Source organism: Peteryoungia desertarenae, from assembly GCF_005860795.2.
GTDB lineage: Bacteria > Pseudomonadota > Alphaproteobacteria > Rhizobiales > Rhizobiaceae > Allorhizobium > Allorhizobium desertarenae.
The window spans coordinates 2,158,250-2,184,157 of sequence record NZ_CP058350.1 but is presented as its reverse complement, the minus strand read 5'-3'; the positions used below and the strand labels follow the sequence as shown (position 1 = coordinate 2,184,157).

Annotated in this window: 26 protein-coding genes and 1 pseudogene; 14 read left to right on the top strand and 13 right to left on the bottom strand. The window is 59.4% G+C overall.

Translation table 11 applies throughout. The annotated features are described in order from the left end of the window. The first annotated feature begins 26 nt into the window (after positions 1 to 26). The 5 genes and pseudogenes from FE840_RS10610 to FE840_RS10590 form a co-directional block, all read left to right on the top strand. Positions 27 to 680 (top strand): HD domain-containing protein, encoded by a 654-nt coding sequence (locus FE840_RS10610; protein ID WP_138288103.1) that lies wholly within the window; start codon positions 27 to 29, stop codon positions 678 to 680. Between the two features lie 7 nt (positions 681 to 687). Beyond that, the gene (locus FE840_RS10605; RefSeq protein WP_138288104.1) at positions 688 to 1,551 is read left to right on the top strand and encodes an MOSC domain-containing protein; all 864 of its coding nucleotides are present in this window, start codon (positions 688 to 690) and stop codon (positions 1,549 to 1,551) included. A gap of 212 nt (positions 1,552 to 1,763) precedes the next feature. Continuing rightward, positions 1,764 to 2,735: a flagellin N-terminal helical domain-containing protein gene (locus tag FE840_RS10600; RefSeq protein WP_138288106.1), complete on the top strand. Its 972-nt coding sequence runs from the start codon at positions 1,764 to 1,766 to the stop codon at positions 2,733 to 2,735. Between the two features lie 180 nt (positions 2,736 to 2,915). Continuing rightward, positions 2,916 to 4,136, top strand: coding sequence for an MFS transporter (locus FE840_RS10595; protein ID WP_138288107.1), 1,221 nt, complete (start codon positions 2,916 to 2,918; stop codon positions 4,134 to 4,136). 399 nt (positions 4,137 to 4,535) lie between these two features. Then, positions 4,536 to 4,715, top strand: a pseudogene (locus FE840_RS10590) (hypothetical protein); the annotation flags it as partial. Between the two features lie 2 nt (positions 4,716 to 4,717). Here the strand turns inward: FE840_RS10590 and recO are convergent. Then, entirely contained in the window at positions 4,718 to 5,500 is a 783-nt protein-coding gene (recO, locus tag FE840_RS10585) for a DNA repair protein RecO (protein ID WP_138288111.1), read from the bottom strand. Between the two features lie 184 nt (positions 5,501 to 5,684). On the opposite strand from recO, the gene FE840_RS10580 reads away from it, so the two are divergent. After that, complete coding sequence (locus FE840_RS10580) at positions 5,685 to 6,875, top strand: AbrB family transcriptional regulator (protein WP_138288113.1); 1,191 nt, start codon at positions 5,685 to 5,687, stop codon at positions 6,873 to 6,875. A 16-nt stretch (positions 6,876 to 6,891) separates the two neighbouring features. On the opposite strand, the gene era is transcribed toward FE840_RS10580, so the two are convergent. The 8 genes from era to rpoZ form a co-directional block, all read right to left on the bottom strand. Continuing rightward, positions 6,892 to 7,836, bottom strand: a complete 945-nt coding sequence (era, locus tag FE840_RS10575; protein WP_138288115.1) for a GTPase Era — start codon at positions 7,834 to 7,836, stop codon at positions 6,892 to 6,894. A gap of 19 nt (positions 7,837 to 7,855) precedes the next feature. Then, positions 7,856 to 8,566 (bottom strand): ribonuclease III, encoded by a 711-nt coding sequence (gene rnc, locus FE840_RS10570; protein WP_138288117.1) that lies wholly within the window; start codon positions 8,564 to 8,566, stop codon positions 7,856 to 7,858. Continuing rightward, entirely contained in the window at positions 8,563 to 9,300 is a 738-nt protein-coding gene (gene lepB, locus FE840_RS10565) for a signal peptidase I (protein ID WP_138288119.1), read from the bottom strand. Before lepB ends, rnc begins: the two co-directional genes overlap by 4 nt. Positions 9,301 to 9,395: 95 nt before the next feature. Further along, entirely contained in the window at positions 9,396 to 9,800 is a 405-nt protein-coding gene (acpS, locus tag FE840_RS10560) for a holo-ACP synthase (protein WP_138288121.1), read from the bottom strand. A gap of 2 nt (positions 9,801 to 9,802) precedes the next feature. Then, a complete protein-coding gene (locus tag FE840_RS10555) occupies positions 9,803 to 10,387 on the bottom strand; it encodes a DUF2062 domain-containing protein (RefSeq protein ID WP_138288123.1) in 585 nt (194 codons plus the stop codon). A gap of 124 nt (positions 10,388 to 10,511) precedes the next feature. Further along, the gene (locus tag FE840_RS10550) at positions 10,512 to 10,664 is read right to left on the bottom strand and encodes a DUF3563 family protein (protein WP_138288125.1); all 153 of its coding nucleotides are present in this window, start codon (positions 10,662 to 10,664) and stop codon (positions 10,512 to 10,514) included. Between the two features lie 211 nt (positions 10,665 to 10,875). Then, entirely contained in the window at positions 10,876 to 13,101 is a 2,226-nt protein-coding gene (locus FE840_RS10545; RefSeq protein ID WP_138288126.1) for a RelA/SpoT family protein, read from the bottom strand. A gap of 247 nt (positions 13,102 to 13,348) precedes the next feature. Next, complete coding sequence (rpoZ, locus tag FE840_RS10540; protein ID WP_138288127.1) at positions 13,349 to 13,750, bottom strand: DNA-directed RNA polymerase subunit omega; 402 nt, start codon at positions 13,748 to 13,750, stop codon at positions 13,349 to 13,351. Between the two features lie 295 nt (positions 13,751 to 14,045). Here rpoZ and FE840_RS10535 point away from each other — a divergent pair, with 295 nt between their 5' ends. From FE840_RS10535 to FE840_RS10525, 3 genes are all read left to right on the top strand, one after another. Then, positions 14,046 to 14,630, top strand: coding sequence for a LabA-like NYN domain-containing protein (locus FE840_RS10535; RefSeq protein WP_138288129.1), 585 nt, complete (start codon positions 14,046 to 14,048; stop codon positions 14,628 to 14,630). Between the two features lie 253 nt (positions 14,631 to 14,883). Continuing rightward, positions 14,884 to 16,623, top strand: coding sequence for an SLC13 family permease (locus FE840_RS10530; protein ID WP_210271766.1), 1,740 nt, complete (start codon positions 14,884 to 14,886; stop codon positions 16,621 to 16,623). Between the two features lie 97 nt (positions 16,624 to 16,720). Further along, on the top strand, positions 16,721 to 17,893 hold the full coding sequence (locus FE840_RS10525) for a glycerate kinase family protein (RefSeq protein ID WP_138288131.1): 1,173 nt from the start codon (positions 16,721 to 16,723) through the stop codon (positions 17,891 to 17,893). A 153-nt stretch (positions 17,894 to 18,046) separates the two neighbouring features. On the opposite strand, the gene FE840_RS10520 is transcribed toward FE840_RS10525, so the two are convergent. The 3 genes from FE840_RS10520 to FE840_RS10510 all read right to left on the bottom strand — a co-directional run bounded on the left by FE840_RS10520 (position 18,047) and on the right by FE840_RS10510 (position 19,641). Continuing rightward, positions 18,047 to 18,466, bottom strand: a complete 420-nt coding sequence (locus tag FE840_RS10520) for a DUF3830 family protein (protein ID WP_138288133.1) — start codon at positions 18,464 to 18,466, stop codon at positions 18,047 to 18,049. A 2-nt stretch (positions 18,467 to 18,468) separates the two neighbouring features. Beyond that, positions 18,469 to 18,945 (bottom strand): SsrA-binding protein SmpB, encoded by a 477-nt coding sequence (gene smpB, locus FE840_RS10515; protein WP_138288135.1) that lies wholly within the window; start codon positions 18,943 to 18,945, stop codon positions 18,469 to 18,471. A gap of 159 nt (positions 18,946 to 19,104) precedes the next feature. Further along, entirely contained in the window at positions 19,105 to 19,641 is a 537-nt protein-coding gene (locus tag FE840_RS10510) for an SRPBCC family protein (RefSeq protein ID WP_138288136.1), read from the bottom strand. A gap of 67 nt (positions 19,642 to 19,708) precedes the next feature. Here FE840_RS10510 and FE840_RS10505 point away from each other — a divergent pair, with 67 nt between their 5' ends. The 3 genes from FE840_RS10505 to FE840_RS10495 are packed head-to-tail and all read left to right on the top strand — an operon-like array spanning position 19,709 to position 21,654. Next, positions 19,709 to 20,338: a TetR/AcrR family transcriptional regulator gene (locus tag FE840_RS10505; RefSeq protein WP_138288138.1), complete on the top strand. Its 630-nt coding sequence runs from the start codon at positions 19,709 to 19,711 to the stop codon at positions 20,336 to 20,338. 13 nt (positions 20,339 to 20,351) lie between these two features. Next, a complete protein-coding gene (locus FE840_RS10500) occupies positions 20,352 to 21,314 on the top strand; it encodes a transglutaminase domain-containing protein (protein ID WP_138288140.1) in 963 nt (320 codons plus the stop codon). Further along, positions 21,274 to 21,654, top strand: coding sequence for a VOC family protein (locus tag FE840_RS10495; protein WP_171033739.1), 381 nt, complete (start codon positions 21,274 to 21,276; stop codon positions 21,652 to 21,654). Before FE840_RS10500 ends, FE840_RS10495 begins: the two co-directional genes overlap by 41 nt. A 62-nt stretch (positions 21,655 to 21,716) precedes the next feature. On the opposite strand, the gene dapA is transcribed toward FE840_RS10495, so the two are convergent. Further along, the gene (dapA, locus tag FE840_RS10490; RefSeq protein WP_138288143.1) at positions 21,717 to 22,601 is read right to left on the bottom strand and encodes a 4-hydroxy-tetrahydrodipicolinate synthase; all 885 of its coding nucleotides are present in this window, start codon (positions 22,599 to 22,601) and stop codon (positions 21,717 to 21,719) included. A 222-nt stretch (positions 22,602 to 22,823) separates the two neighbouring features. On the opposite strand from dapA, the gene FE840_RS10485 reads away from it, so the two are divergent. Then, positions 22,824 to 24,896 carry a lytic transglycosylase domain-containing protein gene (locus tag FE840_RS10485; protein WP_138288145.1) on the top strand — a complete coding sequence of 691 codons (2,073 nt, stop codon included), beginning with the start codon at positions 22,824 to 22,826 and terminating at the stop codon, positions 24,894 to 24,896. 77 nt (positions 24,897 to 24,973) lie between these two features. Continuing rightward, entirely contained in the window at positions 24,974 to 25,849 is an 876-nt protein-coding gene (locus FE840_RS10480) for an alpha/beta fold hydrolase (protein WP_138288146.1), read from the top strand. Positions 25,850 to 25,908: the final 59 nt, after the last annotated feature.

The following is a 25,908-nucleotide window of genomic DNA, read 5'->3' as shown; positions in this document are numbered from 1 at the left end:
CGCCTGAAGACACAGCGGGAATCAGCATGGTCACGACACTGACGGCAGACGCCTTCCATCCGCACGAAACCTTGGCGAAATCTGTTCTTCCACACGCCTGCGAAGGCGATGACGGATCCCATGATCTTGCGCATATTCACCGCGTCTTCCGCAATGCGATGCGTATTCACGGCCAGGAAGGTGGGGACGGCGAGGTTGTTGCGGCAGCGGTGCTGCTGCATGATTGCGTGGCGGTTGAAAAGAGCTCGCCGCTGCGCAAGCAAGCCTCGCGACTTGCCGCCGAGAAGGCTGCGGGGGTTCTCGGCGGCCTTGGCTGGAAGGCCTCGCGGATCGAGCAGGTGGCGCATGCGATCCTGACCCACAGCTTCTCTGCCAATCTGGAGCCGGAGAGCATCGAGGCCCGAATACTGCAGGATGCTGATCGGCTGGACGCGATTGGCGCTATCGGCATAGCGCGATGTTTCTACACGGCTGGACGTATGGGCTCGGCGCTCTATCATGCCGGTGATCCCGAGGCAATGAACCGGGACCTCAACGACCGGGACTATGCGATTGATCATTTTCCGGCAAAGCTTCTGATGCTTGCGTCCGGCTTCAAGACGAAGGCCGGACAGGCGCTGGCCAATGCGCGGCAGGAACGGCTTGATCGCTTCCTGTCTGATTTTCACGACGAGATATGAGGCTGCGATGAAGGTTCAGGAACTCCACATCTATCCCTTCAAAAGCGCTCGCGGCATTGCGCTGCAATCAGCACAGTTCAATGGGATGGGCCTCCTGGGAGATCGTCGGATGATGCTGGTGGCCCCCGATGGGCATTTCATCACACAAAGGGAGTTGCCGGCGCTTGCCAGGCTTGACGCCTATCCCTCGGCGCAATCGCTGCGGCTGGTGCTGAATGGCGGCGAGGATTCCGAAAGAGAGACCATTGTCGCACCGCCGCGCCCCGATCGGCGCATGGACGTGGCGATCTGGCGTTCGATCGTCAGCGCAGCCCTGGCGGAAGAGGAAACCAATGCCGTCTTGTCGGACTGGTTCGGGCGGGACGTGAAGCTGGTCTTCTTTGACGGGAGCGCCAGCCGTGCCGCTAATCCGGAATGGGCAGGAAGCGGTAGCCCCGTGGCCTTTGCCGATGGCTATCAGGTGCTGGTCACGACCACGGGATCACTCGCCGCGCTCAATGCGGATATGGCCGCCCATGCCGAAGGATCGGTCGGGATGGACCGATTTCGCCCGAATATCGTGCTCGACTGTGACGAGCCCTGGGCAGAGGATCGCTGGAGCGCCATTGAAATCGGCGGCATCCGTTTTGACCTGGTCAAGCCCTGCCCGCGCTGCATCATGACCACGCAGGATCAACAAAGCGGTTCACGCGACGGCGCCAATCCGATGCCTGCCATGGGCCGCCTGCGTATGTCTGCCGACAGCCGCGTTCCCGGACCGCTCTTTGGATGGAATGCCGTGCCACGCGGCGAAGGTTCGATTTCCCTTGGAGATGCCGTAAAGGTGGTGGTGGAGCGTCCGGAAGGCTGGACCTTCAAGACACGCGGCTGACCATTGCCCGGCAAAAGGGCGCGGAGCTCGTGTGACCGTCGACACACCAAATCAAGCCTGCTGATTATTACCCCTCTTTTCTCATAGTATTTAAGTATTCATTCACCATGGGAACCTAAAAAAACACCTGCGAATGGACGCGCCATGAACGGCGCCGGGAAGCCTTCTTCCTGTTTCGCGGTTGCAGATCCCTCCTGAATGTCCTCGGTGAAATGAGCAGTATCATGACGAATGGGGCCGCCATCGCGGCCCTTGCTTCTCTGCGCGCCATCAACAGCGCTCTCGATCAATCCCAGATCAGAATTTCAAGCGGCTACCGTGTTGGCTCAGCAGCCGACAATGCTGCCTACTGGTCGATCGCAACCACGATGCGCTCGGATGAGCGGGCGATGGGCGCGGCCGGCGATGCCCTGGCGCTTGGCGCTGCAACCGTCGACACGGCCTATTCCGGCATGGCGGCTGCGGTCGAAATCGTCGATGAGTTCAAGGCCAAGCTCGTTGCGGCCCGCCAGCCCGGCGTGGACAAGGAAAAGATCAACACCGAACTCACCCAGCTGAAGGAGCAGTTGCGGACGATTGTCGATTCCTCAAGCTTCAGCGGACAGAACTGGCTTGAATGGAACACAGCCGCCGATTCCGATGACAAGACGATTGTCTCTTCCTTCGTTCGCGATGCTGCAGGCGCGATCCGCCTCGATACGCTGAAGTATGACGTGACGACTGGTGTTGGTGTCACCGGGATCAACTATCTCATCGATAATGGGGGCGCTGGCCAATATGGCATTCTGACCAGTGACGCCTTTGCGACATCCGTTGGTGCGGGGTCTGCCTTCGTGATTCTCAAGGGAGCCAGCAATCCGCCAAGCACCGTGGAGATCATTCTCACGCAGGCAACAACCGAAACCGAGGTCGAGGACATGGTCAAAACCGTCGATGCCATGCTGCTGCGCATGACCGATGTGACCGCCACGCTGGGCGCGCTCAAGTCACGCATCGACATCCAGAACGAATTCCTGAACCAGCTTCGTTCCGCCGTTGAGGTTGGGGTAGGACAGCTTGTGGATGCCGACATGAATGAAGAAGCGACGCGAATGAAGGCCCTTCAGACCCAGCAACAGCTCGGGATCCAGGCTTTGTCGATCGCAAATTCGAACGCCCAGAACATTCTGTCGCTGTTCCGTTGAACCGCAAAGATTTGTGCTTCGCCAAGACATCGTGCCTCCCGGCGCCGCCGCCGCCGCCGGGACAACGTCTCACTGACCGTATTCCAAATATTCATCAATTCCACTGATCACCAGTTCACCAATTGGCATTTGGCAGGTTTTGCAGCCGCGGCTATCTTCCGGCACATAAGGAGATATGCCATGCCCGCGATTGCCCGTTCCCCCATGCCGTGGCTGATCATCATTGCCGGCTCGCTGATCGCGATGATGACCTTCGGCCCACGATCGGCGATGGGCTTCTTTCAGCTTCCGATGCTAGCAGACCGGGGATGGGATCGGCAGACCTTCGGTCTTGCCATGGCGTTCCAGAACCTCTGCTGGGGGCTCAGCCAGCCTTTCTTCGGAGCGCTGGCAGACAAATATGGCACCGGTCGGGTTCTGGCCGCTTCGGGCGGGCTTTATGCAGCCGGTCTGCTGCTGATGGCGAATGCCACGGCACCGATCTGGCTGCATATCGGCGGTGGCGTCCTCGTTGGTATGGCGATCGGGGCTGGCTCGTTCAGCGTCATCCTCTCCGCCTTTGCACGTAACGTAACGCCAGAGCAGCGTTCGCTGGCCTTTGGCATCGGCACGGCAGCGGGTTCCGCCGGCATGTTCATCTTTGCGCCGCTCAGCCAGGGGCTCATTTCGGCGGTCGGCTGGTCAGATAGCCTTGTCTACCTGTCCGTGCTGATGCTGATCATCCCGATCTTTGCGATCCCGCTGCGCGGCAACTCGTCGTCCGGCAGCCAATCCCATGCCCAGTATGAACAGACGGTCGCGGATGCGCTCAAGGAAGCCTTCGCCCATCGCAGCTATCTGCTGCTGACAGCCGGCTTCTTTGTCTGTGGCTTTCAGGTGGCTTTCATCACCGCCCATTTCCCGGCCTATCTCGGCGATATCGGGATCGAAGCGCGCTATGCCGTCATTGCGATGGCACTGATCGGCTTTTTCAACATTATCGGCTCGCTTGCCGCGGGTTTCATCGGTCAGCGCTATTCAAAGCCCTATTTCCTGGCGCTGATCTATCTTGGTCGCTCCGTCGTGGTGACACTGTTTCTGCTTCTGCCGCAGACGCCTGGCGCTGTCATCGTCTTTGCCGCCGTCATGGGGCTGCTCTGGCTTTCGACCGTACCACCAACCAACGGGCTAGTCGCGATCATGTTCGGCACACGCCATCTCGGCCTGCTCGGTGGACTGGTCTTCCTGTCGCACCAGATCGGTTCGTTCCTCGGCGTGTGGATGGGTGGATATCTTTACGACCACTTCGGAACCTATGACCAGGTCTGGTGGTTAGGTGTGGCACTTGGCATTTTCGCGGCAGTGGTGCATTGGCCGATCCGCGAACAGGCTGTCATCCGCCCCATGCCAAGCACGGCATAATTTTGCCCAGAGTAAGAAGATTTTCTGACAATCACTGGATTGTCAGATCTTTTTTGCCGCATTCAGTCTTTTGCATCGCAGCAAGAGAAAAATGTTTTATCTAACGCATCTTTTCCGTTGACGAATTCAGGGCGCGCACCTACCTTTGAAGCACTGGTTCGGTTCTGACTGCGAAGCCAGTGATTGGTTTCATGTCCGAAGCCCAGCCAAAGAAGGAGGTCAGCGAAATGCAAGTTGTGTTTCTGAGAACCGCCGGAACCTGGCGATATTCCTCGCGCCTTGTGGCGGGATCGTCCCGCCGCTCCCGCATCTGTCGAATGTGACTCTGCGCTAGCACCGTTCATAAAGAAATCGACGAAGAATTGACGCCGCGCGGGATGCGCAGGCGAGGATCATGTCATGAAGAAGCAAGTTATCGAATATGCAGGAGTCCCGGTCGGCATCACCATTCCCGACGGTGATCGGCTGAAATTCATTGCGGTAAAGTTCCCGGTCATCGATCTGGACGGCAGCCAATACGAAAGCATCGGCGAGCTGCGCCGTGCCATTCACGAGCACATGCAGAATTCTGCACCCGAGGATCAGGCACTGCTGCTCGGTGCCGCCAATGCTCCAACGCCCGTTTCTTCGACCGCCGACCGCAAGGTCTTCAACGCGGCCTGACAGAAGCCCTCACGAGCCGTGCCGGCGTTGATGCCGCGCGGCTCGTAGACATGTCTTTCAAGGAAAAAACCTGTCAATCGGAACGCTGCTGCCAGCATTTCGGCGTCAGCAGCTCGTGAAGCGCCGGATTTCAGAAAATCCGGCAGTGTGAGCATGCGATCGGCGTAAGGCTGGCCTGCAGTTCTCGAGACGGCTCGACCGGATTTGGGGGAGACATAGGCGAGGTCCTCGCGCGTCCCGGTTGCTGCGCATTCCTCCAGATCCAGCCCGAAGCCGAGATCATTCAACACGGCCAATTCGAAGCGCACGAAGAGTTCGCCAGCCATGGCCGGCTCGTCGAGGTGATCCAGAATGATGTCCAAAGTCTGGTAGAGATGCGGATGCGGGTCGCGCTCGGGCAGAAGCCGCAGAAGACCGCCAAGCGCCTGGACGCCATAGACTGCGGTCGCGCTTTCCATCAGCCGCCCTGCCCGCAGCATCAAAGGCTCAATCCGGTATTCGCCAAGATGCTCGTCCAGCCGGGCGCGCCAGGTCACCTCCAACCGGTTGCCCGGCTGCAGAACCGGCTGCATGGCGCGCGACCGCCCCGAGCGGACCATGCCGAGATGGCGTCCGCGCTCGCGCGTCATCATCTCCGCAATCACGCTGGTTTCCCCGTGGCGACGCACACCGAGAAGGATGGCTTCATCTGTCCATTGCATGGCCTGTTCTACCCTAGGCAGGGCTTGCGAAACAACCGATTCCGCATCCGGAACTACGGCGGACCATGACCCGCCCCTCTCGTTGGGTTTGATCGACAGAGTTTATGATCGATGCAAACAAATTGGCTGTCATGCGGGCTGCAAACTGGCGTAATGATGCAAGTGCATTTTTGTGCGCAGATTGATGACGGATGCACCGCCGGTGACGGACAGGCAGACAGATCAGAATAGCTCGAAGGGTGGCGAACCGGACCAACCTGATGAAGGCCGCGCGACCGTCAGCCCTCAGCTGCTGACCGAACCGCCACCGGGTCTTCTCACGCCTCTCCATCCAGCCTTGCGCTGGTTCATCCTTGTTGCTGTGTCACTTGCCTTTTCGGTGGCACTTTATCTCACGCACATGCCGGGCGCATTGTTGATTGGCCCGATGGCAGCAGCGATTGTCGTTGCGACCAACGGGGCAAGGCTCGCCGTCCATCGCATTCCCTATATCGCATCCCATGCGATGATCGGCTGCATCATTGCGCGTTCGCTGGATCTCGATACGCTTGGGACTGTTGTCCGAGACTGGCCTGTCTTTCTCGTGACCGTATCCGCCGTCATTGCTGCCAGCGGCCTGCTTGGCTATCTCCTGGCACGTGCCGAGATCCTTCCCGGCACGACAGCCATATGGGGCACATCTGCGGGGGCGGCTTCGGCCATGGTGCTGATGGCAGAATCCCATGGCGCAGATGCGCGGCTTGTCGCCTTCATGCAGTATCTGCGGGTTGCCTTTGTTGCCGGTGGAGCATCCATCGTGGCTGCCTTTGTCTTCGGCGCGGCAGGCGGTGCGGCGACACCGATCGTCTGGTTTCCGCAAACCGACTGGCTGGATCTCGGCAAGACACTCGCAGTTGCCTATGCGTCAGCGGCCATCGGCGCCTGGTTGCGCATTCCGGCGGGCACGATGCTGCTGCCAATGATCTCGACGACGCTGCTTCATGTTCTGGGTTACATTACCCTGCAACTGCCGGAATGGCTTCTCGCCCTCTCCTATGGAGTGATCGGCTGGAAAATCGGTCTCAGCTTCACCCGCAGGATCCTGCGGCATGCGGCAAACGCCCTGCCCCAGATCGTCGGGTCGATCCTCGTCTTGATGGCCTTTTGTGGCGGGCTGGGCTGGTTGCTCTGGTATGCCTTCGACATTGACCCGCTGACGGCCTATCTCGCCACCAGCCCCGGAGGGCTCGATTCGATTGCGATCATCGCCGCCTCGACGCCGGTCGATATGTCCTTTGTCATGGCGTTACAGACAACCAGGCTGATACTGGTGCTCCTGTTCGGCCCGGCGATCGCAAATCTCGTGACGAAGCGCGTCCAGGCGCGCAAAGCCTGAAACGCGTCGGCTTCATTCAATCCCGCGGGAACTCCAGGCCCATCTCGCGGAAGCGCTCGGGATCATTGCCCCAGTTCTCGCGAACCTTGACGAACAGGAACAGATGCACCGGCTGTTCAAGGATCTCCGACATCTCCTTGCGGGAAGCAGTCGAGATCGACTTGATCGCCTCGCCATTCTTGCCAAGCACGATCTTCTTCTGGCTGTCGCGCTCGACATAGATCACCTGCTCGATTCGCACCGAACCATCCTTGCGCTCTTCCCACTTCTCCGTCTCGACATGCGACGAGTAGGGAAGCTCCTGGTGGAGACGCAGAAACAGTTTCTCGCGGGTGATTTCAGCAGCGAGCTGGCGCATGGGCAGATCGGAAATCTGATCCTCGGGGTAGTACCACGGGCCTTCCGGGAAAGTGTCTGCCAGATAATCCATGACATCGTCGCAGCCTGAGCCCGTCGTTGCCGAGATCATGAAGGTCCGCTCGAACTTGACGGCTTCATTGGCCTTGGCGGCCAGTTGCAGGAGGTCTTCGGCCTTGACCCGGTCGATCTTGTTGAGCACCAGGATCTTGGGCTGCGGCACATCCTTCAGCCCCTCCAGGATCGCCTCGGCATCACCGCGAAGCCCGCGCTCGCTATCAATCAGGAGCAGAATCAGATCGGCATCCTTGGCACCACCCCAGGCGGAAGTGACCATGGCACGGTCAAGCTTGCGGCGCGGCTTGAAGATGCCGGGCGTGTCCATGAAAACGATCTGGGCGTTCTTGTGGATCGCGATTCCGCGCATCACGGCCCGCGTCGTCTGCACCTTGTGGCTGACGATCGAGACCTTGGCTCCGACAAAGCGGTTCACCAGCGTCGACTTGCCGGCATTGGTTGGCCCGATGAGGGCAACAAAACCGGATTTGGTCGGTGAATGTGCCGCCGGTTCGCCAGCGGCTTCTGTGTTTTCGTGTTCGGTCATGACTTCCAATCGGGGCTGATCAGGACTTTGTCCAGATGCCCTCTCGTTCGAGGAGCTTCGTGGCGGCCACCTGTTCGGCAGCGCGCTTTGAGCGTTCTGTTCCTGTCTCGGGTGCAACCCCGGGGATTTCGACGATCACCGTAAAACGGGGATCATGATCCGGTCCGGATCGTTCGGCAACCTTATATGTCGGCGCCCTGCCATGGCGGGCATGGGCCCATTCCTGCAATTCGGTCTTGGCGTCACGCCTTGCACCTTCGGCGCTGCGCGCGCGTTCGGTCCAGTGGCGCAGGATGAACGCCCGCGCGGCTTCCAGGCCAGCATCCAGATAGATAGCGGCAATCAGGCTTTCCACCACATCAGCACGGACATTCAGCATGTTCTTCGCCGTGATCGCCTTGACATCGGCCCCGGTGCGAATGAAGCGATGGAGAGCGAGTTCGTCGGCGATGGCCGCACATGTTTCGGCGCTGACGAGCTGGTTGAAGCGAACCGAAAGCTCGCCCTCGGTCGCCGTGCTGTGGACCGAGAACAGCAGTTCGGCGATGCACAGACCAAGCACGCGGTCGCCCAGAAACTCAAGCCGCTCATAGTCCCCGCGCGTCTTCGAGGCGGTGACACTTGCGTGAGTGAGAGCCCGGCTCAGGCGGTCGCGATCGACAAAGCGGTGTCCAACCGCCTCTTCAAGCTGCCGCCATTCCTCCTCCGCAAGTGCCGCCGGTTTCTTCATTCGACCGCCTTGAACAACCGATCCCAGCGCATGTTGGTCGGCCATTTCCAGATTTCGCGGAACGAGGTGTCATTGCCGAGCGAGAAGAAAATGAGCGAAGCCTTGCCGACAAGATTTTCAGCCGGAACGAAGCCGACATCAAAGCGGCTGTCGAGCGAGTTGTCGCGGTTGTCGCCCATCATGAAATAATGACCTTCGGGAACAATGAATTCCCGGGTGTTGTCGCCACGGGTGTTCTGCGCCTGATCGAGCGTCTCGTAGCTCACGCCATTCTCCAGCGTTTCGCGTAACATCGGCACATCCGCACCGGGATCGAGACGGTAATCCGATGTAAACGTGCCGTCTTCAACACGCGGCACAGGCTGACCATTGATGAAGAGCGCGCCATCGATCATCTGGATGCGATCGCCGGGCAGGCCGACAACACGCTTGATATAGTCGATTTTCGGGTTTGGCGGGAAACGGAAGACGGCAATATCGCCACGCTCCGGTTCACTTGCGAAGATGCGACCTTCGAACAGATCGGGTGAAAACGGCAAGGAATACTTCGAGTAACCGTAGGAGAACTTGTTGACGAAGATATAGTCACCGACCAGCAAGGTCGGCATCATCGAGCCGGACGGGATCGTGAAGGGTTGAAAGAAGACCGTCCGGATAACCATCGCCAGCAGCAGCGCCTGGATAATGACCTTGATGTTTTCCCAAAGGGCGCTTGGCTTCTTGTCTTCGCTCACGCTGGTGGTTTCCTTTTGCAAATTCCCGCCCTTCCTAGTCGTTTCGTGCGTCAACGGCAATGTCCATGCCACCGTCTTCTGCGCGGCCACCTGTCTCAGGTGTCGGTCGGCAGTGCTTCGATGATGACGAAGGCCTGGGCATAGGGGAAATCATCGGTGATGGTGAGATGGATGACGGGACGATGGCCGGGCGGCAGCAGCCGATTGAGCACTTCTTCTGCCCCTCCGGTGAGTTTCATCGTGGGCTTGCCTGACGGCAGATTTATGACGCCCATGTCCTTCCAGAAAACGCCCTGCGCAATTCCTGTGCCCAGCGCCTTGCACATCGCCTCCTTGGCAGCAAAGCGCTTGGCATAGGACGCTGCACGATTCTTGCGACCGTCGGACTTGCGGCGCTCGATTTCGGTGAAGCAGCGATGGGTGAAACGGTCTCCGAACCGCTCCAGCGACTGCTCGACCCTTCGAATGTCCATCAGGTCGCTTCCCAAACCGATGATCATGATCAGACGCTCGCCTTGCCATCAAGCGCCGTCGCGAGGCGGGCCTTGGCCCGCTCGGCCAGACGCAACCTGCGTCGACGCTGGAAACCATGCACGGCAAGATAGGTCAAGATGTAGAAGATGATGCCGCTCACAAATGCCAGAGGGATTGCTCCGACCAACATGGGCTTGAGGACCGGTTCCCACAGCTGGTGCACTTCGAAAGAGGAGAAGAGCTTGTGCAGGTTGATCTTGCGTTCCACATCGGCTCCCCGATCCAGGATCATTTCTCCCACTTCCCAGGTGGTCGCCCAGATCAGGGGAAAGGTCAAAGGATTGCCGAAGGCTGTGCCCAAAGCCGCAGCCACCATGTTGCCGGCGAACAGATAGGCAAGGACGAAAGCCAGGATGAAGTGAAAGCCCATGAAGGGCGTCCAGGATGCGATGACACCAGCCACGACACCGGCAGCAATCGCATGCGGCGTCGCCGTAAGCCGGAGGATGCGTTTTGCAACGTAGTGAAAAGGTCTTGTAAAACCCTTGCGAGGCCACACGAATTCGCGAAGCTTGTTGGAAAACGAGATTGGCTGGCGACGACGAAACAACATGCCGTCTATCTACGGGATTTTGTCCGCCAAGGACAAGACCCGCGAGGTATCCCTTTGTCTTATGGGACCCCGTCTTTGCGGACGCCGACCGAGCAGCCGGCGCCATTCAGCATTTCAGCCGTTATCAGAAGCCGCGACGGAACATGCCACGGTCTATCTGACGCTGGCGGTATTCCAGGTCGACGAGGTCGCGGGCGCCGTTGAGATACATCATTTCGCGCTCGGCAACAGAAGGCACACGCAGCGAACGGGCGATTTTACGGATAGGTTCGAACATCTTTCGGTCCTCGGTTCTATGTCTCTTTGTGTTGAACCGAATGTAATTGTGCGCCGCACAAAGGACCAGATCCAATTGGCAAAGGCAGATATGCGATGAACGCATAGCCCGAGAGTATCGGTTTACGCATTAGGCAGGACTGTGGCCAAAAAACTGGCAAATGCCACAGATTTGCCGGGCTTGAGCTTCTCTACCCCGCCCGGCAGCATGCTCAGTCGAAGACACGCTTGACGGTCGAGATACAGTCGAGTTCCTTCAACTCGCCAAGCAGCTGGCTCAATTGGCGCAGATCCCAGACCTCGACGTCCAGTGCCATCTCGGTGAAGTCGGTCGCAATCCGGATCATGTTCAGAACACGGATATTGATATCGAGGCGCGCAACGCATTGGGCGACTGTCGCCAGCGTGCCGGGCTCGTTGATGGCGTTGATCAGAATGCGGGCGACGAAGCGGGACTTGTTTGCCTCATCGAGATCCCAGCGGACATCGATCCAGCGCTCCGGCTCGTTTTCGAACCGTTGCAGGGTGGCCGCCTGGATCGGATAGATGGTGATGCCCTTTTCATCGTCCATGATGCCGACGATACGATCACCCGGCACCGCACCTGCCGGACCGAAATGCACCTCGGCATTTCCGGAGAGGCCACGGATCGGCAGCGGATCCGGTCCATCATTGGCAGTCGGCGCATTGCCCTTCTGGCTTGGCTTGCCTGGCAGCTTGAAGACCATGCCGTTTGCGCTGTTCATGGCAAACCAGCCATCGTCGGACGATGGCTTTACCGTGACGCGCTCGTCCTGATAGTCGGGATAGACGGCACGCAGCACGTCGAGCGAGGAGCTCTCACCGCGACCGACGGAAGCAATGGCATCCTCGACATCCCTCTGGCCGAGGCGATGCAGCACCGGACGCAGATTGTCCTTGGAGAAAACCTTTCCAGCACGCTCGAAAGTGCGCTCCAGAATGCGCTGGCCGAGGCCTGCATATTGCTTGCGGATCGCCATGCGTGTGGCGCGGCGGATGGCAGCGCGCGCCTTGCCGGTGACCACGATTTCTTCCCAGGCCGCCGGCGGCACCTGGACGCCGGAGCGGATGATTTCGACCTCGTCGCCGTTCGACAGGCGGGTGACCAGAGGCATGATCGAGCCGTTGATCTTCGCGCCAACGGTCGTGTCGCCGATATTGGTGTGGACGGCATAGGCAAAGTCGATCGGGGTCGCGCCGCGCGGAAGTGCGATCAGCTTGCCTTTCGGGGTGAAGCAGAAGACCTGGTCCTGGAAGAGCTCGAGCTTGGTGTGCTCCAGGAATTCTTCCGGGTTATCGCCTTCGGCCAGCGCCTCGATCGTGTGGCGCAGCCAGGAATAGGCATTGCTTTCGCGGGGCAAGAGATCGCCGTCGGTGTTTTCGCCATCCTTGTAGAGCGCATGGGCGGCGATACCAAATTCGGCGATTTCATGCATGCGGCGCGTACGGATCTGCAGCTCGATACGCTGGCGAGACGGACCGACGATCGTGGTGTGGATCGAGCGGTAGTCGTTCTGCTTCGGCGTCGAGATATAGTCCTTGAAGCGACCGGGCACGACACGCCAGCGGGTATGCACAATACCGAGCGCCCGGTAACAGGCGGGAATATCCTCGACCAGAATCCGGAAGCCATAGACATCGGAAAGCTGCTCGAAGGACAAGGACTTCGACTGCATCTTGCGGAAGACCGAATAGGGCTTCTTCTGGCGACCCTTGACCCAGGGATTGGCCACGCCATTGGCAATCAGCAGATCGCGCAGTTCGTCCTCGATCTTGGTGATCAGGCCCTCATTGCGCGTTGAAAGCTCCGACAGACGTTTCGTCACCGTCTCATAGGCTTCCGGGTTGATATAGCGGAAGGACAGATCCTCCAGCTCGTCGCGCATGTCCTGCATACCCATGCGACCGGCAAGCGGCGCATAGATTTCCATCGTCTCTTCGGAAATGCGGGCGCGCTTGTCGTCGCGCATATGCTCCAGCGTGCGCATGTTGTGCAGGCGGTCGGCGAGCTTGACGAGAAGGACCCGGACATCGTCCGAGATCGCGAGCAAGAGCTTGCGTAGGTTCTCCGCCTGCTTGGCCTTCTTGGTGACGAGGTCGAGCTTCTTGAGCTTTGTCAGGCCTTCAACGAGACGCCCGATATCCTCGCCGAAGAGTTCGTCGATCTCGGCGCGGGTGGCAGATGTGTCCTCGATCGTGTCATGCAGGAGGGCGACCGCGATGGTCGATTCATCCAGATGCATCTCGGTCAGGATGGCGGCAACCTCAAGCGGGTGGGAGATATAGGGATCTCCGCTGGCGCGCGTCTGCTTGCCATGCTTCTGCATGGCATAGACATAGGCCTTGTTGAGGAGAGCTTCATTGGCGTCGGGCTTGTATTTCTGCACCCGCTCCACGAGCTCGTATTGCCGCATCATCCGGTTTGCTCCTGACCGTCTCCGACACCTCTAAACGATTGTCAGCCACCAGAGCCGATGTCGGGGACTCCGGGGACCGTTTCAAGACCCGCTCATCGACACCCTTGCGGGGTTGGCGCAGGTGGCGGAACCTGCGGCCTTTCGAGCGGCCTCTTCGTCGCAATATAAACGAAAAACGCGCCAGTCAGGATGACTGGCGCACTGAAATGAACTGTTGGACGCAGACTATCGCAGGATTTGTTGACGATTAGTAATCGTCGCTCTTTTCCGGAGGTACAAGTCCTTCGATACCGGCGAGAAGCTCCTCTTCCGACATCTGGTCGAAGGTTAGCGTCTCGGGCAGTTCGTCTTCTTCGTCGCCCTTGCCAACGGTGCCGGTATTGGCAAGCATCGAGCTCGGCTCCTGCTCCGGCTCGTCGACTTCGACATGCTTCTGCAGCGAATGGATGAGGTCTTCCTTCAGGTCGTCGGGAGACAGCGTCTCATCGGCGATTTCGCGCAGGGCGACGACCGGGTTCTTGTCCTTGTCGCGATCAATGGTGATCGGTGCGCCCTGGGAGATCTGGCGGGCACGATGGCTTGCGAGCAATACCAGCTCGAACCGATTTTCGACTTTGTCGATGCAATCTTCAACGGTGACGCGGGCCATTGCCTGTCCTTTGCGTTCATGAATTCATGGGATTGCAGGTGCGATACAATCAATGGATGGCAAATTCAAGTTTTTCATACGCGCCGGACCGTGCCGAGCCGCAGAGAATTGTGGCGAAAGCCATTTTTTGCCAAGGCATTCAACCTGTACGTGCTTGGATAAGACAGAGTATTACCCTACATAATTTAATATATGAACACTTCATAATGTATGTGGTGTCAACTTTGAATCTTCGGCAACAGCCTGTTTTTATTGCGTTTTGCCACTAGGAATTTAAGCCAGAAAGGATTTGGACATGTTCGATCCCCGCGAGAAAATTGCACTCTTTATTGACGGTGCCAACCTCTACGCAGCGTCGAAAAGCCTCGGTTTCGACATTGACTACAGAAAATTGCTGAAGGCCTTCCAGAAGCGGGGCTATCTCCTGCGCGCCTATTATTACACGGCGCTGATCGAGGATCAGGAATATTCGTCCATTCGTCCGCTGATCGACTGGCTGGATTACAATGGTTACAAGGTCGTGACCAAGCCCGCCAAGGAATTCACCGATTCCATGGGTCGCCGCAAGGTCAAGGGCAATATGGATATCGAGCTTGCCATCGATGCCATGGAGCAATCGGAAACCGTCGACCACCTGGTGATCTTCTCCGGCGACGGCGATTTCACGACACTGGTCGAGGCGCTGCAGCGCAAGGGACGCAAGGTTTCGGTGGTTTCGACCATGGCCACCCAGCCGCCGATGATTGCCGACGATCTTCGCCGCCAGTCGGACCACTTCATCGACCTGATGAGCTTGAAGGCCGAGATCGGTCGCGATCCGAGCGACAGACCTGCTCCGCGCGTGGCAGAACCGGCAACGGCGAGCGAAGACGACCACTAGCGCGTTTCTGGTGATCGCTTGATGACCGGAAACCCTCCATTTATCCGGTTTTACGCAGTCCGGACGCAAAACCGCTAACGCACTTTTGCTCGACGTGCGCCCGAGCCTCAGGTTGCCCTGAACTTGTCAGAGGAAGGGCGCACCGCTGGTGCTTGCGGTGTCGGGACCAAGGACGGCGGCCTGTCAAAACCGTTCGCATGGAATAAACTGTCGTTGTCGACGTTTTCGCCCTGAAGCAAGCAGGGAGAATTCCATGACCATGATCGCAACGGAAACGGCAACAAGCCCGTTTGACCCGCATGTGCGCCGCGCTGTCCCCGAATGGCGCAGAACCCTCTTGCTCCTTGTGCCGATCCTGACAGCCGGCGTGACGGTCTGGTGCATCTGGGTGTTTCCGGAGACGCTGTCACCACAGGGACGGATTGCCCTGATCATCACAGCCCTCGCTCTGATTGGCTGGGTGGCCACGCCCCTGCCGGAAAGCCTGGTCGCACTTGCAAGCGCCGTGGCGCTTGTGCTGACCGGGGTGATCGCAGAGACCCAGCTCTACGCCATCTTGGGTTCGGATCTGGTCTGGCTGCTGCTGGCAGCCTTCATCATCGCTGCAGTGCTGAAGGAATGCGGACTGGCCGAACGGATGATCCTGCCGCTCCTGTCGAGGCAGATGCATTTCGTGACCTTTGCCTTCACGCTCGCCACTGCCATTGCGCTGACCGCCTTTCTGTTGCCATCGACCTCCGGGCGGGCGGCGCTTCTTCTGCCGGTGTTCCTTGCGCTCATCCCGCATTTGCCGGACGAGCGGCTTCGTCGTCCGCTGGCCCTGCTGTTTCCAACGGTCATTCTGTTGTCGGCCGGCGGATCGCTGATCGGCGCGGGGGCTCATCTCGTTGCCGTCGAGGCAATCGTGGCCACAGGCGGCGACCGGTTGAGCTATCTGGACTGGCTGATGCTCGGGGCGCCTCTGGCCTTTCTCGCATCGGCAGCCGGCGTGCTCCTGATCCTCGTCCTGTTTGTTCCGCGCGCCCTGTGGCGCGAACGGATCGGATGGGCGCGAATGCGCGAACCGCTGACGCCGCGCCAATGGCGGGTGCTCTGTGTCGTGAGCATTCTGGTCGGTCTCTGGCTGACCGAGCCGTTACACGGTTTCGGCATGGCGCTGGTCGCCGTGGTCGGCGCCATGGCGCTGCTGACCAAGCCGTTCACGCGCAGCAAGACGAAAGAGGTGTTTCGCGCCGTGGATGTCGAACTCATCCTCTATATGGCCGCCACGACCCTGATCGCCTATTCCATGACCCAGAGCGGCGCAGACCGCTGGCTGGCCGGGCAGGCGCTGGCATGGCTGCCGGCTTCGCTGACCGCCAGCAAGACGGCCATGGTGATCGTCGTTGCCATCGTCGCCATGGTCGCCCATATCGTCATTGCATCCCGCTCGGCGCGCGCCGCCGTGCTGGTGCCGGCCGTTGCCCTGCCCGTTGCGGGGCTTGGCCACGAGGCCACCGTGATGATCCTCGTGGTGGTGATGGGCAGCGGATTTTGCCAAAGCCTGATGGCCGGCGCAAAACCCGTCGCCATCTTTGGCATGCGGGAGGAGGGCGGCTTTACCCAGGCCGATCTGGCCAGACTGGCGCTGCCGCTGGGGATGGCCAAACTGACCCTCCTGGTCGGTATTGCCCTGTTCGTCTGGCCCCATCAGATCGCTGGCGCCGGCACCGAGCGCATGGTTCTGGCCCAGGATGACAAGCCAGCCATGGCGGTCATCCACCTGCCCCCGTTGACGCTCTTGCCGCCGATCACAACGAGCAACATCGTCGAGACCATCGCGGCAACCAAGACCAAGGCGCAGGAACCAGCCGCCAATGTCAAACCGGAGATCCGTCGCGAAGCATCGTCGCCACGGACGAAACGAGACACATCAAACAGAAACAATATAGAAAAATCTATAGACCGTGCCATTCGGGATATCGGAGCAGATATTCGCAATATATTTCGGTGAATGAATCCGACTTTATCGAATATTTATATGAATAATCCGGGAATAAGGTCAACGGATGTACGTTTTCATCGCAGATACATAGCAAAAGGAGACTGCGATGACCATGACAATTCTTGTTGCCCCCTCCGGTTTTAAAGAATCCCTTTCTGTCGACGACGTGACCCTGGCGATCCACGAGGGCATTCTCAAGGCCTTGCCGAACGCCCGCGTTCTCTGCGCGCCGATGGTCGATGGCGGCGAAGGGACGGTCAAGGCTTTGGTTCGGGCGACGGGCGGCAGGCTCGTCAAGGCCCGAGTGACCGGTCCGGTTGGCCAGCCGGTCGACAGCTTTTTCGGCCTGATGGGCGGAAAGGGACCGAAGACCGCGGTGATCGAGATGGCCGCCGCCGCCGGGCTGTCCCTGGTTCCCCGTGATCAACGCAACCCGATGCTGACGACCTCCTACGGCGTCGGCCAGCTTATCCTCAAGGCGCTGGCACACGGCGCCAAGCGGATCCTGGTCGGCTGCGGCGACAGCGGCATCAATGACGGCGGCGCCGGCCTTGCCCAGGCACTCGGGGCGAGACTGCTGGATGCCGAAGGCCGCGATCTGCCCCAGGGCGGCGGCGCCCTTGTCAATCTTCATTCGATCGACCTCAGGAGACTCGATCCGCGACTGGCCAAAGTGAGGATCGATGCCGCCGTCAACTGGCACAATAGGCTGCTGGGCGAGAAAGGTGTCGCCCGGGTGTTCGGTCCGCAGAAAGGGGCAACCCCGGAACAGGTGGAGCATCTCGACCGAGCGATGCAGCGCTGGGCCGATCTCATTGAGCGCCATACCGGCCAGGATGTCGGCATTGCGCCGGGGGCCGGCGCATCGGGCGGGCTCGGCGCCGGATTGATCGCTTTCGCCGGCGCAACCCTGCATCCGCGCTTTGACATCATCCTCAACTATCTCGATTTCGACCGGCTCTTGTCCGAGGCCGATCTCGTCATCACCGCAGAAGGAAGCCTGGACGGGCAGAGCCCCTATGGCAAGGTTCCTTGCGAAGTGGCCCGGCGGGCCGAAGCGCTGGGCATTCCGACCATTGCGCTTGCCGGCACGATCGGTCGCGGCGTTGACCAGACCTTCGCCCATGGGATCTCGGCCTTCGCCTCCATCCTGAAGCGACCCTGCACGCTGGAAGAGGCGATCAGGGACGGCTACAAGCTTTTGCGGCGGGCGACGGAAGATGCGATCCGGATGATTGCCGTCGGGCAGAGGCTGTCAGGCAGCAGGGCTTTCGCCTGACCTCGCCGAACCGGGGGGCGGCAAGGGTCTGCCCCCAGAGCCATTCCAGCAAAGTGCATCGTGCTTTTGCCGCAGGACTTCAGTGAAGACAAAGACAGAGAGCATGAAAGGCGATCCCGCTTTCGCCGGAAATGCTCTCGAAGGGCCGGACGGTCAGAGCGACTCGAAAGCGATAGCCTGGGCGCCCTGCCAGAGAACCATCTTGCCCATGGCCTCCAGCTGCTCCTGACCTTTCGTCACCGTCAGGAAATGATTGCCCGCCAGAACGCCCATCTTGCTGGCAAACTGGGAGGAGCCATAGGCGAAGAGCAGTTCGGTTTCGCTGAAGCCGCCGGGATAAAGCAGGATGTCGCCGCGCGAGGGATGGGCCGTGTGGTTTTCGAAACCGGCGCCGAACTGAAAATCGCCCAAGGGCACCCAGACCGCCTCGCCCGACCAGCGCGAATGGATCGCCTGGTTGCGGAACGGCAGGAAGGTCTCAAAAATGCGGCAGGTCTCGGGCGCCTTTTCGCGCTCGAGCCTCGCCTCGAAGACGAAGGGGCCGACGGTGACCTTGAGATGCGAGAGCGCCATGATCAGCCCGTCTTCAACAGGCGGGATTTCTGGCGGTTCCAGTCGCGTTCCTTCTCGGTCTCGCGCTTGTCATGCAGCTTCTTGCCCTTGGCGAGCGCCAGTTCCAGCTTCGCCCTGCCCTTCTCGTTGAAATAGATCTTCAAGGGCACCAGCGTCATGCCCTCGCGATTGATGCCGGCGCGCAGGCGGTTGATCTCGCGCTTGGAGAGAAGCAGCTTGCGACGGCGGCGGGGCTCGTGATTGAAGCGGTTCGCCTGCAGATATTCCGGCAGATGCGAATTGATCAGCCAGATCTCTTCGCCCTCGTCGGAGGCATAGGATTCGGCAATATTGGCCTTGCCCTCGCGCAGCGACTTGACCTCCGTGCCGGTCAGAACCAGACCCGCCTCGTAGGTGTCGACGATCTCGTAATTGAAGCGCGCCTTGCGGTTTTCCGCAACGATCTTGTTGACGACGCGCTGTGAGCCTTTGGGGGCCATGGCCAAATCTTCCGTTTCGCCCGGGATTTTATCGGGGTTGCGCCTACGCGGGCGGGGCGTGGCGGGTATGGGAGCTATGTAATGGAGGATGGGGGGGAAATAAAGGTGGGGTGGGTACATGACTATGAGCCACCACCAGCCTGACGTATACCTTGGCGACTACTCAACTGCGGTCGCGAGCTTGTCCAAAACCTGCTCCAAACCTGCTCTGGACATAGCAGCGGTCTGCGCATCAGGATAACCGAACTCGGACCAATGGAGAATTGTGGTACCGTTTTCACCTGCCACTATCTCTATTACGTGGGGCACGAGCCGCGGAAGATGAGCCGGTAAACCAAGCTCATTTGGCGATACCTCAGCCCCGTCTGTATTCGCCCAACCCTGATCAAAAACGAGACGGGATCCAGGAACGATCTCTCTATAGGTCCAAGTATTGCAAATGACGGGAAAGTTCGCCCCTGTCATACAAACCAGCGTCGCCTGGCCCACGACCACATTTGCCCGGACTTTGGGTGCAGTAAAGCCGAAAGGGCCCCACCACCGTTTGATCCATTGGGTATCGGTTAAAGCCGCCCAAACCTTGTCTGGCGTGGCTTGCAGGGTGCGGGTTGCTCGCAGATCGTCAGCCATAGCAGCCTCCGTTAGCGGCAGCATCAGATGTGCGGCTATGAAAACAGACGTAAGATTTTTCATCATAAGTCATTCTTCAACAAAAAATTGATCTTGCCTTGATCACGTACCAACTAGTCGGTATGCTGTCAACATGACTAGGAAAACGATTCTCCACCCAGATCGCGGCGATGCCCGTGAGCGCCTGCTGAATGCCGCATTGAGCGTTATTCGCTCCAAGGGATATGCTGCGACGACAGTTGATGATTTGTGCCGTATGGCGACTGTCTCGAAAGGCGCCTTCTTTCATCATTTCAGGTCGAAAGAGGAGCTTGCGATTGCCGCTGCTGCTCACTGGCACAACGAAACCGAGGCGATCTTCGGGAGAGCGCCCTACCGGAAGCAATCAAATCCCCAACAACGAGTCCTGGGTTATCTGGCCTTCCGAAAGGAACTCGTCGTTGGCGATGCATCCGAGTTCTCGTGTCTACTGGGCACCATGGCGCAAGAGGTTCACCAAACTTCACCGGCGATCCGGGATGCGTGTGGCGAGGCAATCGAGGCGCACGCCTCAACGCTTCACGACGACATAGCAGAAGCATTGGCAAACAGCATCAACAAGGATGTCTGCGCTCCTGCCAGTTTGGCTTTACACATCCAGGCAGTTCTGCAGGGCGCCTTCATAATGGCAAAGGCCATAGGCGAACCGCGTGTCGCAACCGACAGCATAGAACACCTCATTCGCTACTGCACCCTACTGCTTGAGCCGGCAAAACAGGATTGAAGAGACGTTGGTCATGGACAAGAAAGAACAAGGCAAGCAGAAACACGATCTATTTGCAAAACAGTCCCCACACTCGTCTCCAGGGATTCATATAGGCCTGATTGAAAGCGTCACGGCGGATCTGCGTGCGATGACCGCTTTTGTCCAGAATCTACTGATCTACGACGTCGCTGCGAAACCATTCTACGGCATAGATTTGAACGACGACCGCGCGCAGGACATCCATATTCGACAGGTGGATCAAATACTGCAGAGACTGACAGAGATCGGCTCTCCCCAACTCCTCTCTGAACGCCAGCCGCAGCACAGGATGGCTGCACGATGTGGTACCTTCGCCCTTTTGCTTCTGGCCTTGCTTCGACACCACGGCATTCCAGCCAGGTCGCGTGCGGGTTTTGCCGACTATTTTTCATCAGCGACATTTGAAGACCATTGGGTGGTGGAGTATTGGGACGCCGATTGCAAAACGTGGCGGTACGCAGACCCAATGTTTGACGCTGTTTGGCAGCAAAGGCTGGGCATACAGCATGACATTCTTAACGTGCCAAAAGCGAAGTTTCTGACCGCTGCCGAGGTGTGGAAACGATGTCGCCTCCGGGAGATGGATCCTGATCGAGTTGGCATTTCTCATGCCAATCTCTATGGATTGTTCTTCATTGCCGGAAGCCTAATACGCGATATTGCCGCTTTTTGTCGTGTCGAAATGCTCCCCTGGGATGTTTGGGGTGCACAGCCTAGGCCTGATGACGCTCTGGACCCGGAGAAATTGGCCTATTTCGATGATCTCGCCGAGCACATGCTTTCAGCGGACTCAAATCCCGTGCTGATCGAGAGACTTTACGCGACAGATCAGAGGCTGACAGTTCCCACTCATGTGTTCAATGCACTCAGAAACCGCACAGAGCCCGCACGGCTACCTCAGGAGCAAGATCAGCATGACGACGACACGGATCAACATCAGCATCGATACACCTAGCCTAGAGGCAGGCGTCAGTTTCTATGAGCGCGTCTTCGGCTTTAAAGAGGTATCTCGTCCTTTGCCCCATATGGCAGTTATGGATGCAAACAATGTAGCTCTGTGTATTCACGAAAAGGCCGAAGGGACCGAGAGTTCAACTGCTGGCTCCCATCTTCGAAACTACCAAAGACACTGGACACCAGTTCATCTGGATTTTCACGTCAACGAGTTCGAAAAATGCATTCGCTCCATTATCGCGGAGAATGGAACCGTAGAGCGAACATTCGACAAACCGCGACCGGTGGCGTTCTGTTCGGATCCATTCGGCAATGGCTTTTGCGTGTTGGGCGAGAACTGATCATCAAGTCAGCCTCAACAATAGGAAAAAGCCGCCCTCCCCGCGGCCTTCCCATCATCCCCTCAATTCACCAATCCCGCATGCTTCAGCGCCGCGTCGATCGCGGCTTCTGTTGAGGCCTCCAACGTCGCCATCAGCGGCAGTCGGACGGTGCGGTTCATGCCGCGGGTGCGGTTCAGCGCATATTTCGCGCCGCAGAGGCCGGGTTCCATGAAGATGGCCTTGTGCAGCGGCATCAGGCGGTCCTGGTAGGCGAGTGCCTTCGCATAGTCGCCTGACAGCGTCGCAGCCTGGAATTCGGCTGAGAGGCGCGGGGCGACATTGGCGGTGACGGAAATGCAGCCGGTGCCGCCATGGGCGTTAAAGCCGAGTGCCGTTGCATCTTCGCCCGAGAGCTGGACGAAATCCGGCCCGCAGGTGATGCGCTGTTCGGAGACGCGCTCGATCTTGCCGGTCGCATCCTTCACACCGACGATGTTCTTGTGGGCTTTCGCGAGCGCGCCCATCGTCTCCGGCGACATGTCGATCACCGAGCGGCCGGGGATGTTGTAGATGATGATCGGCAGCGAGACGGCGTCTGCAATCGCCTTGTAATGGGCGATCAGGCCCTTCTGGGTCGGCTTGTTGTAATAGGGGGTGACGACGAGCAGCGCATCGGCGCCGACGGATTCGGCATGCTGGGCAAGCTCGATGGCCTCAAGCGTGTTGTTGGAGCCGGCGCCGGCAATGACGGGCACGCGCTTTTTCGCCACTTCGACGCAGAGCTCGACCACGCGCTTGTGCTCGGCATGCGACAGCGTCGGCGATTCGCCGGTGGTTCCGACCGGCACAAGGCCGGTGGAGCCTTCCGTGATCTGCCACTCGACATGGTCTGCGAAGGCTTTTTCATCGACTGCACCATGATCGGTGAAGGGGGTAATCAAAGCCGGGATCGATCCCTTGAACATGCAGTCAACTCCTCAAGCGACCGAAATCCATGCTTCGGCCTCATTCCATTGGTAAATCCGGCGCACATTACTTCGGGCGATACGGCCCGACAAGCGCAGCAAAAGCGATTTTCGAAGGGAAATCCGCCGCCTAATAGATCAAATGTGATCGGCCATGGTAAGGATTCGTTAATCGGGCAACCAGCTTATGGAAAGGGCCACGCGTATCTCTTTGGTGACATCATGATCCGGTCCTTTCTACTCGCCTCCACCGTCAGCGTCATGCTTGCCGCGCCTCTCGGCGTGACCTCCAGTTTCGCCGCGCAGCCGTCGAATGTTCCGGTCCCGCAGTTCAAGCCGCTCGGCTTTGCGCCGGGGCCTGCAAGCCGGCCTTCGCCGGAGATCACCGGGACCATTCCGCGCAGCCAGCCTGCCGGCCAGGCAAGCCCGCTTCTGAAGGCCGGGCTTGATGCGCTGTCCGACCGGGATGGAGCCGCCGCAATCGCCTTTCGCAACCGGCTGCCACAGGGGCTGGACCGGCAGATGCTGACCTGGTCCATCGCCATGTCCGGCCTGCCGGACATCCCCTCCTCCGAGATTGCCGCAGCCCAGCAGTCGCTGCCGGACTGGCCGGGGCTCAAGTCCTTCCGGGCGAATTCAGAGCGCGCGCTTTTGCGCGAAAACCCAACGCCTCAAGGCGTCATTGCCGCCTTTGGCCGCTCGCTGCCGGAGACGGCGGAGGGTGCCATCATCCTGGCGCGGGCCCAGCTTGCCTCCGGCCAGCGCGCCGAGGCCGCCAAAACCTTGCGCCGTTACTGGCATCAGGAGCCGCTGGATACCGCGCTGGAGGACCAGATTCTCGATGAATTCGGCGGTCTTCTGACGACAGCAGACCACAAGGCGCGGATGGATTATCTGCTTTATCGCGGCCGAGCAGAACAGGCGAAACGCTTCTCCTCGCTGGGCAAGGCGCAATCGCTCTACAATGCCTGGGCAGCCCTGCAGGCGCGCTCACCCAAGACCCAGCAGCTGATCAGCGCCGTCGACCGTTCCTGGCATTCGGACCCGGCCTATCTTTTCCTCCGGATCGAGAACCTGAGGCGGCAGGACCGCTATGAGGAGGCGGCCAAGCTTCTGCGGCAGATCCCGAAGGATCGCTCCAAGCTCATCAACACCACCGAATGGTGGAACGAACAGCGGATCATTGCCCGCGGGCTAGCGGACAAGGGGCGCTTTGCCGATGCCTATCGCGTGGCGGCCAATCATGTCGCGACGCGCTCGACCGATGTTGTCGATGCGGAGTTTCATGCGGGCTGGTATGCGCTGCGCGGGTTGAACGACCCGAAGACGGCAACACGCCATTTCAACCGTATCCTGGAGAATTCCAGCCGACCGCTTTCGGCCTCCCGCGCTCATTACTGGCTGGGCCGCGCTGCCGAGGCTGCAGGCGACAGAAAGGCCGGCGATCATTTCCGCCAGGCCGCGCGCCATTCCAGCACCTTCTACGGTCAGCTTGCAGCGGCAAGGCTGGGCGCGAAGGGCCTCGACATTGCCTATCCGCGCCCGAGCGATGCCGAACGGCGCAGGTTTGACAGCCGCGAGGCTGTACGGGCGATTGCCCGTTACGAGGCCGCCGGTCATGGCTGGCGGGCGCATAGCCTTTACCGGGCGCTGGCCGACCAGCTTGAAAATCCCGGCGAACTGGCTCTTCTTGCGGCGCGCGCCGAACGCTCCGGCGGGCATCAGCTGTCGTTGCAGGTGGGCAAGACGGCCTTTTCGCGCGGCATCGATGTTCCAGCGCTTGCCTTCCCGATCGGCGCCATTCCGGCAAGCGCCAATATTGCCGGCTCCGGCAAGGCGCTCGCTTACGCGATTGCACGCCAGGAAAGCGCGTTCAACCCGACCGCCATTTCGCCAGCCGATGCGCGCGGGCTCTTGCAGCTCCTGCCGGCCACGGCCAGAGGTGTCGCAAAGCGGCATGGGCTTGCCTTCCGGCCGGAAAAGCTGACAACCGATCCGGGCTTCAACGCCACGCTCGGCGCTCATTATCTCGGCGAACAGATCGACCGCTTCGACGGCTCCTATGTCTTGACCTTCATCGCCTATAATGCGGGGGCCAGCAAAGTGCCGGAATGGATCGAGCGTTACGGCGATCCGCGTGGCAAATCGATCGACGAGGTGGTCGACTGGATCGAGCGCATCCCCTTCCCCGAGACACGCAATTACGTGATGCGGGTCATGGAGAATTATCAGGTCTACAAGACCCGTCTCGGCCAGAGAACCGATATCGTGCACGATCTTCGCTTCGGGCGCTGACCGGATCGGGAAATGATCCGGTACCGATTGCCGCCCTGATGATGTAGCCTGTTTCGCAGTGATTGCGGAGCAGAAGCATGGATCAGCAGACGGAAATCCAAAAAGACAGTCTTTTCATTAGAGTACCGGACGGGCTTCACCTGCATGTCGAAGTCTATGGCAAAGACCGGGGCAAGCCTCCGGTTGTCTGCCTGCCGGGATTGACGCGCAACGGGCGGGATTTTGCCGAGCTGGCGACCATCCTTGCCAGCGCTCCGCATGACCATCGGGTGATCACCATCACCTCGCGCGGGCGCGGTCTTTCCGATCGCGATCCAAGCCCCGAGCGCTACACGATCCCGGTGGAAGCGGCCGATGTCATCAGCGTTCTCGACCAGCTCGGCATTGACCGCGCCCATTTCATCGGCACCTCGCGCGGCGGGCTGATCCTGCATATGCTGGCCTTCACCCATCTGGAGCGCATGGCAAGCGTCATCCTCAACGATATCGGCCCGGTTCTGGAACTCAACGGATTGCGGCAGATCCAGACCTATCTTGGCAGCCGATCAAGCCCGGCGGATTTCGAGGAGGCGGCGCATCTGTTGGCGAAGACGCATGGTTCCGAGTTCCCGGCGTTGACAGAGCAGGATTGGCAGACCATGGCGAAGGCAATTTTTCGGGAACAGGACGGCAAGCTTCTGGCGGATTACGACCCGGCCATCGGCGAACAGTTCCGTTCGCTCGACCTGTCCTCGCCCCTGCCCGATCTTTGGGCCGGTTTCGAACAGTTGGCCACCGTTCCGGTGATGACAATTCGAGGCGAGCATTCAAGATTGCTGTCGGAAGCCACGCTTGAGGAGATGGCAAAGCGACATCCGAAATTCGATGCCGTGATCGCGAGCGGCCAGGGCCATGCGCCGCTTCTGCATCTCGATCGACTGGACCAGGCAATCGCAGCGTTTCTCCGGCGGTAACAGGTTCGCGCCGCGCTACACTTCGCAGCACCCTTGATAAAAACAGAAAAAGCCCGACC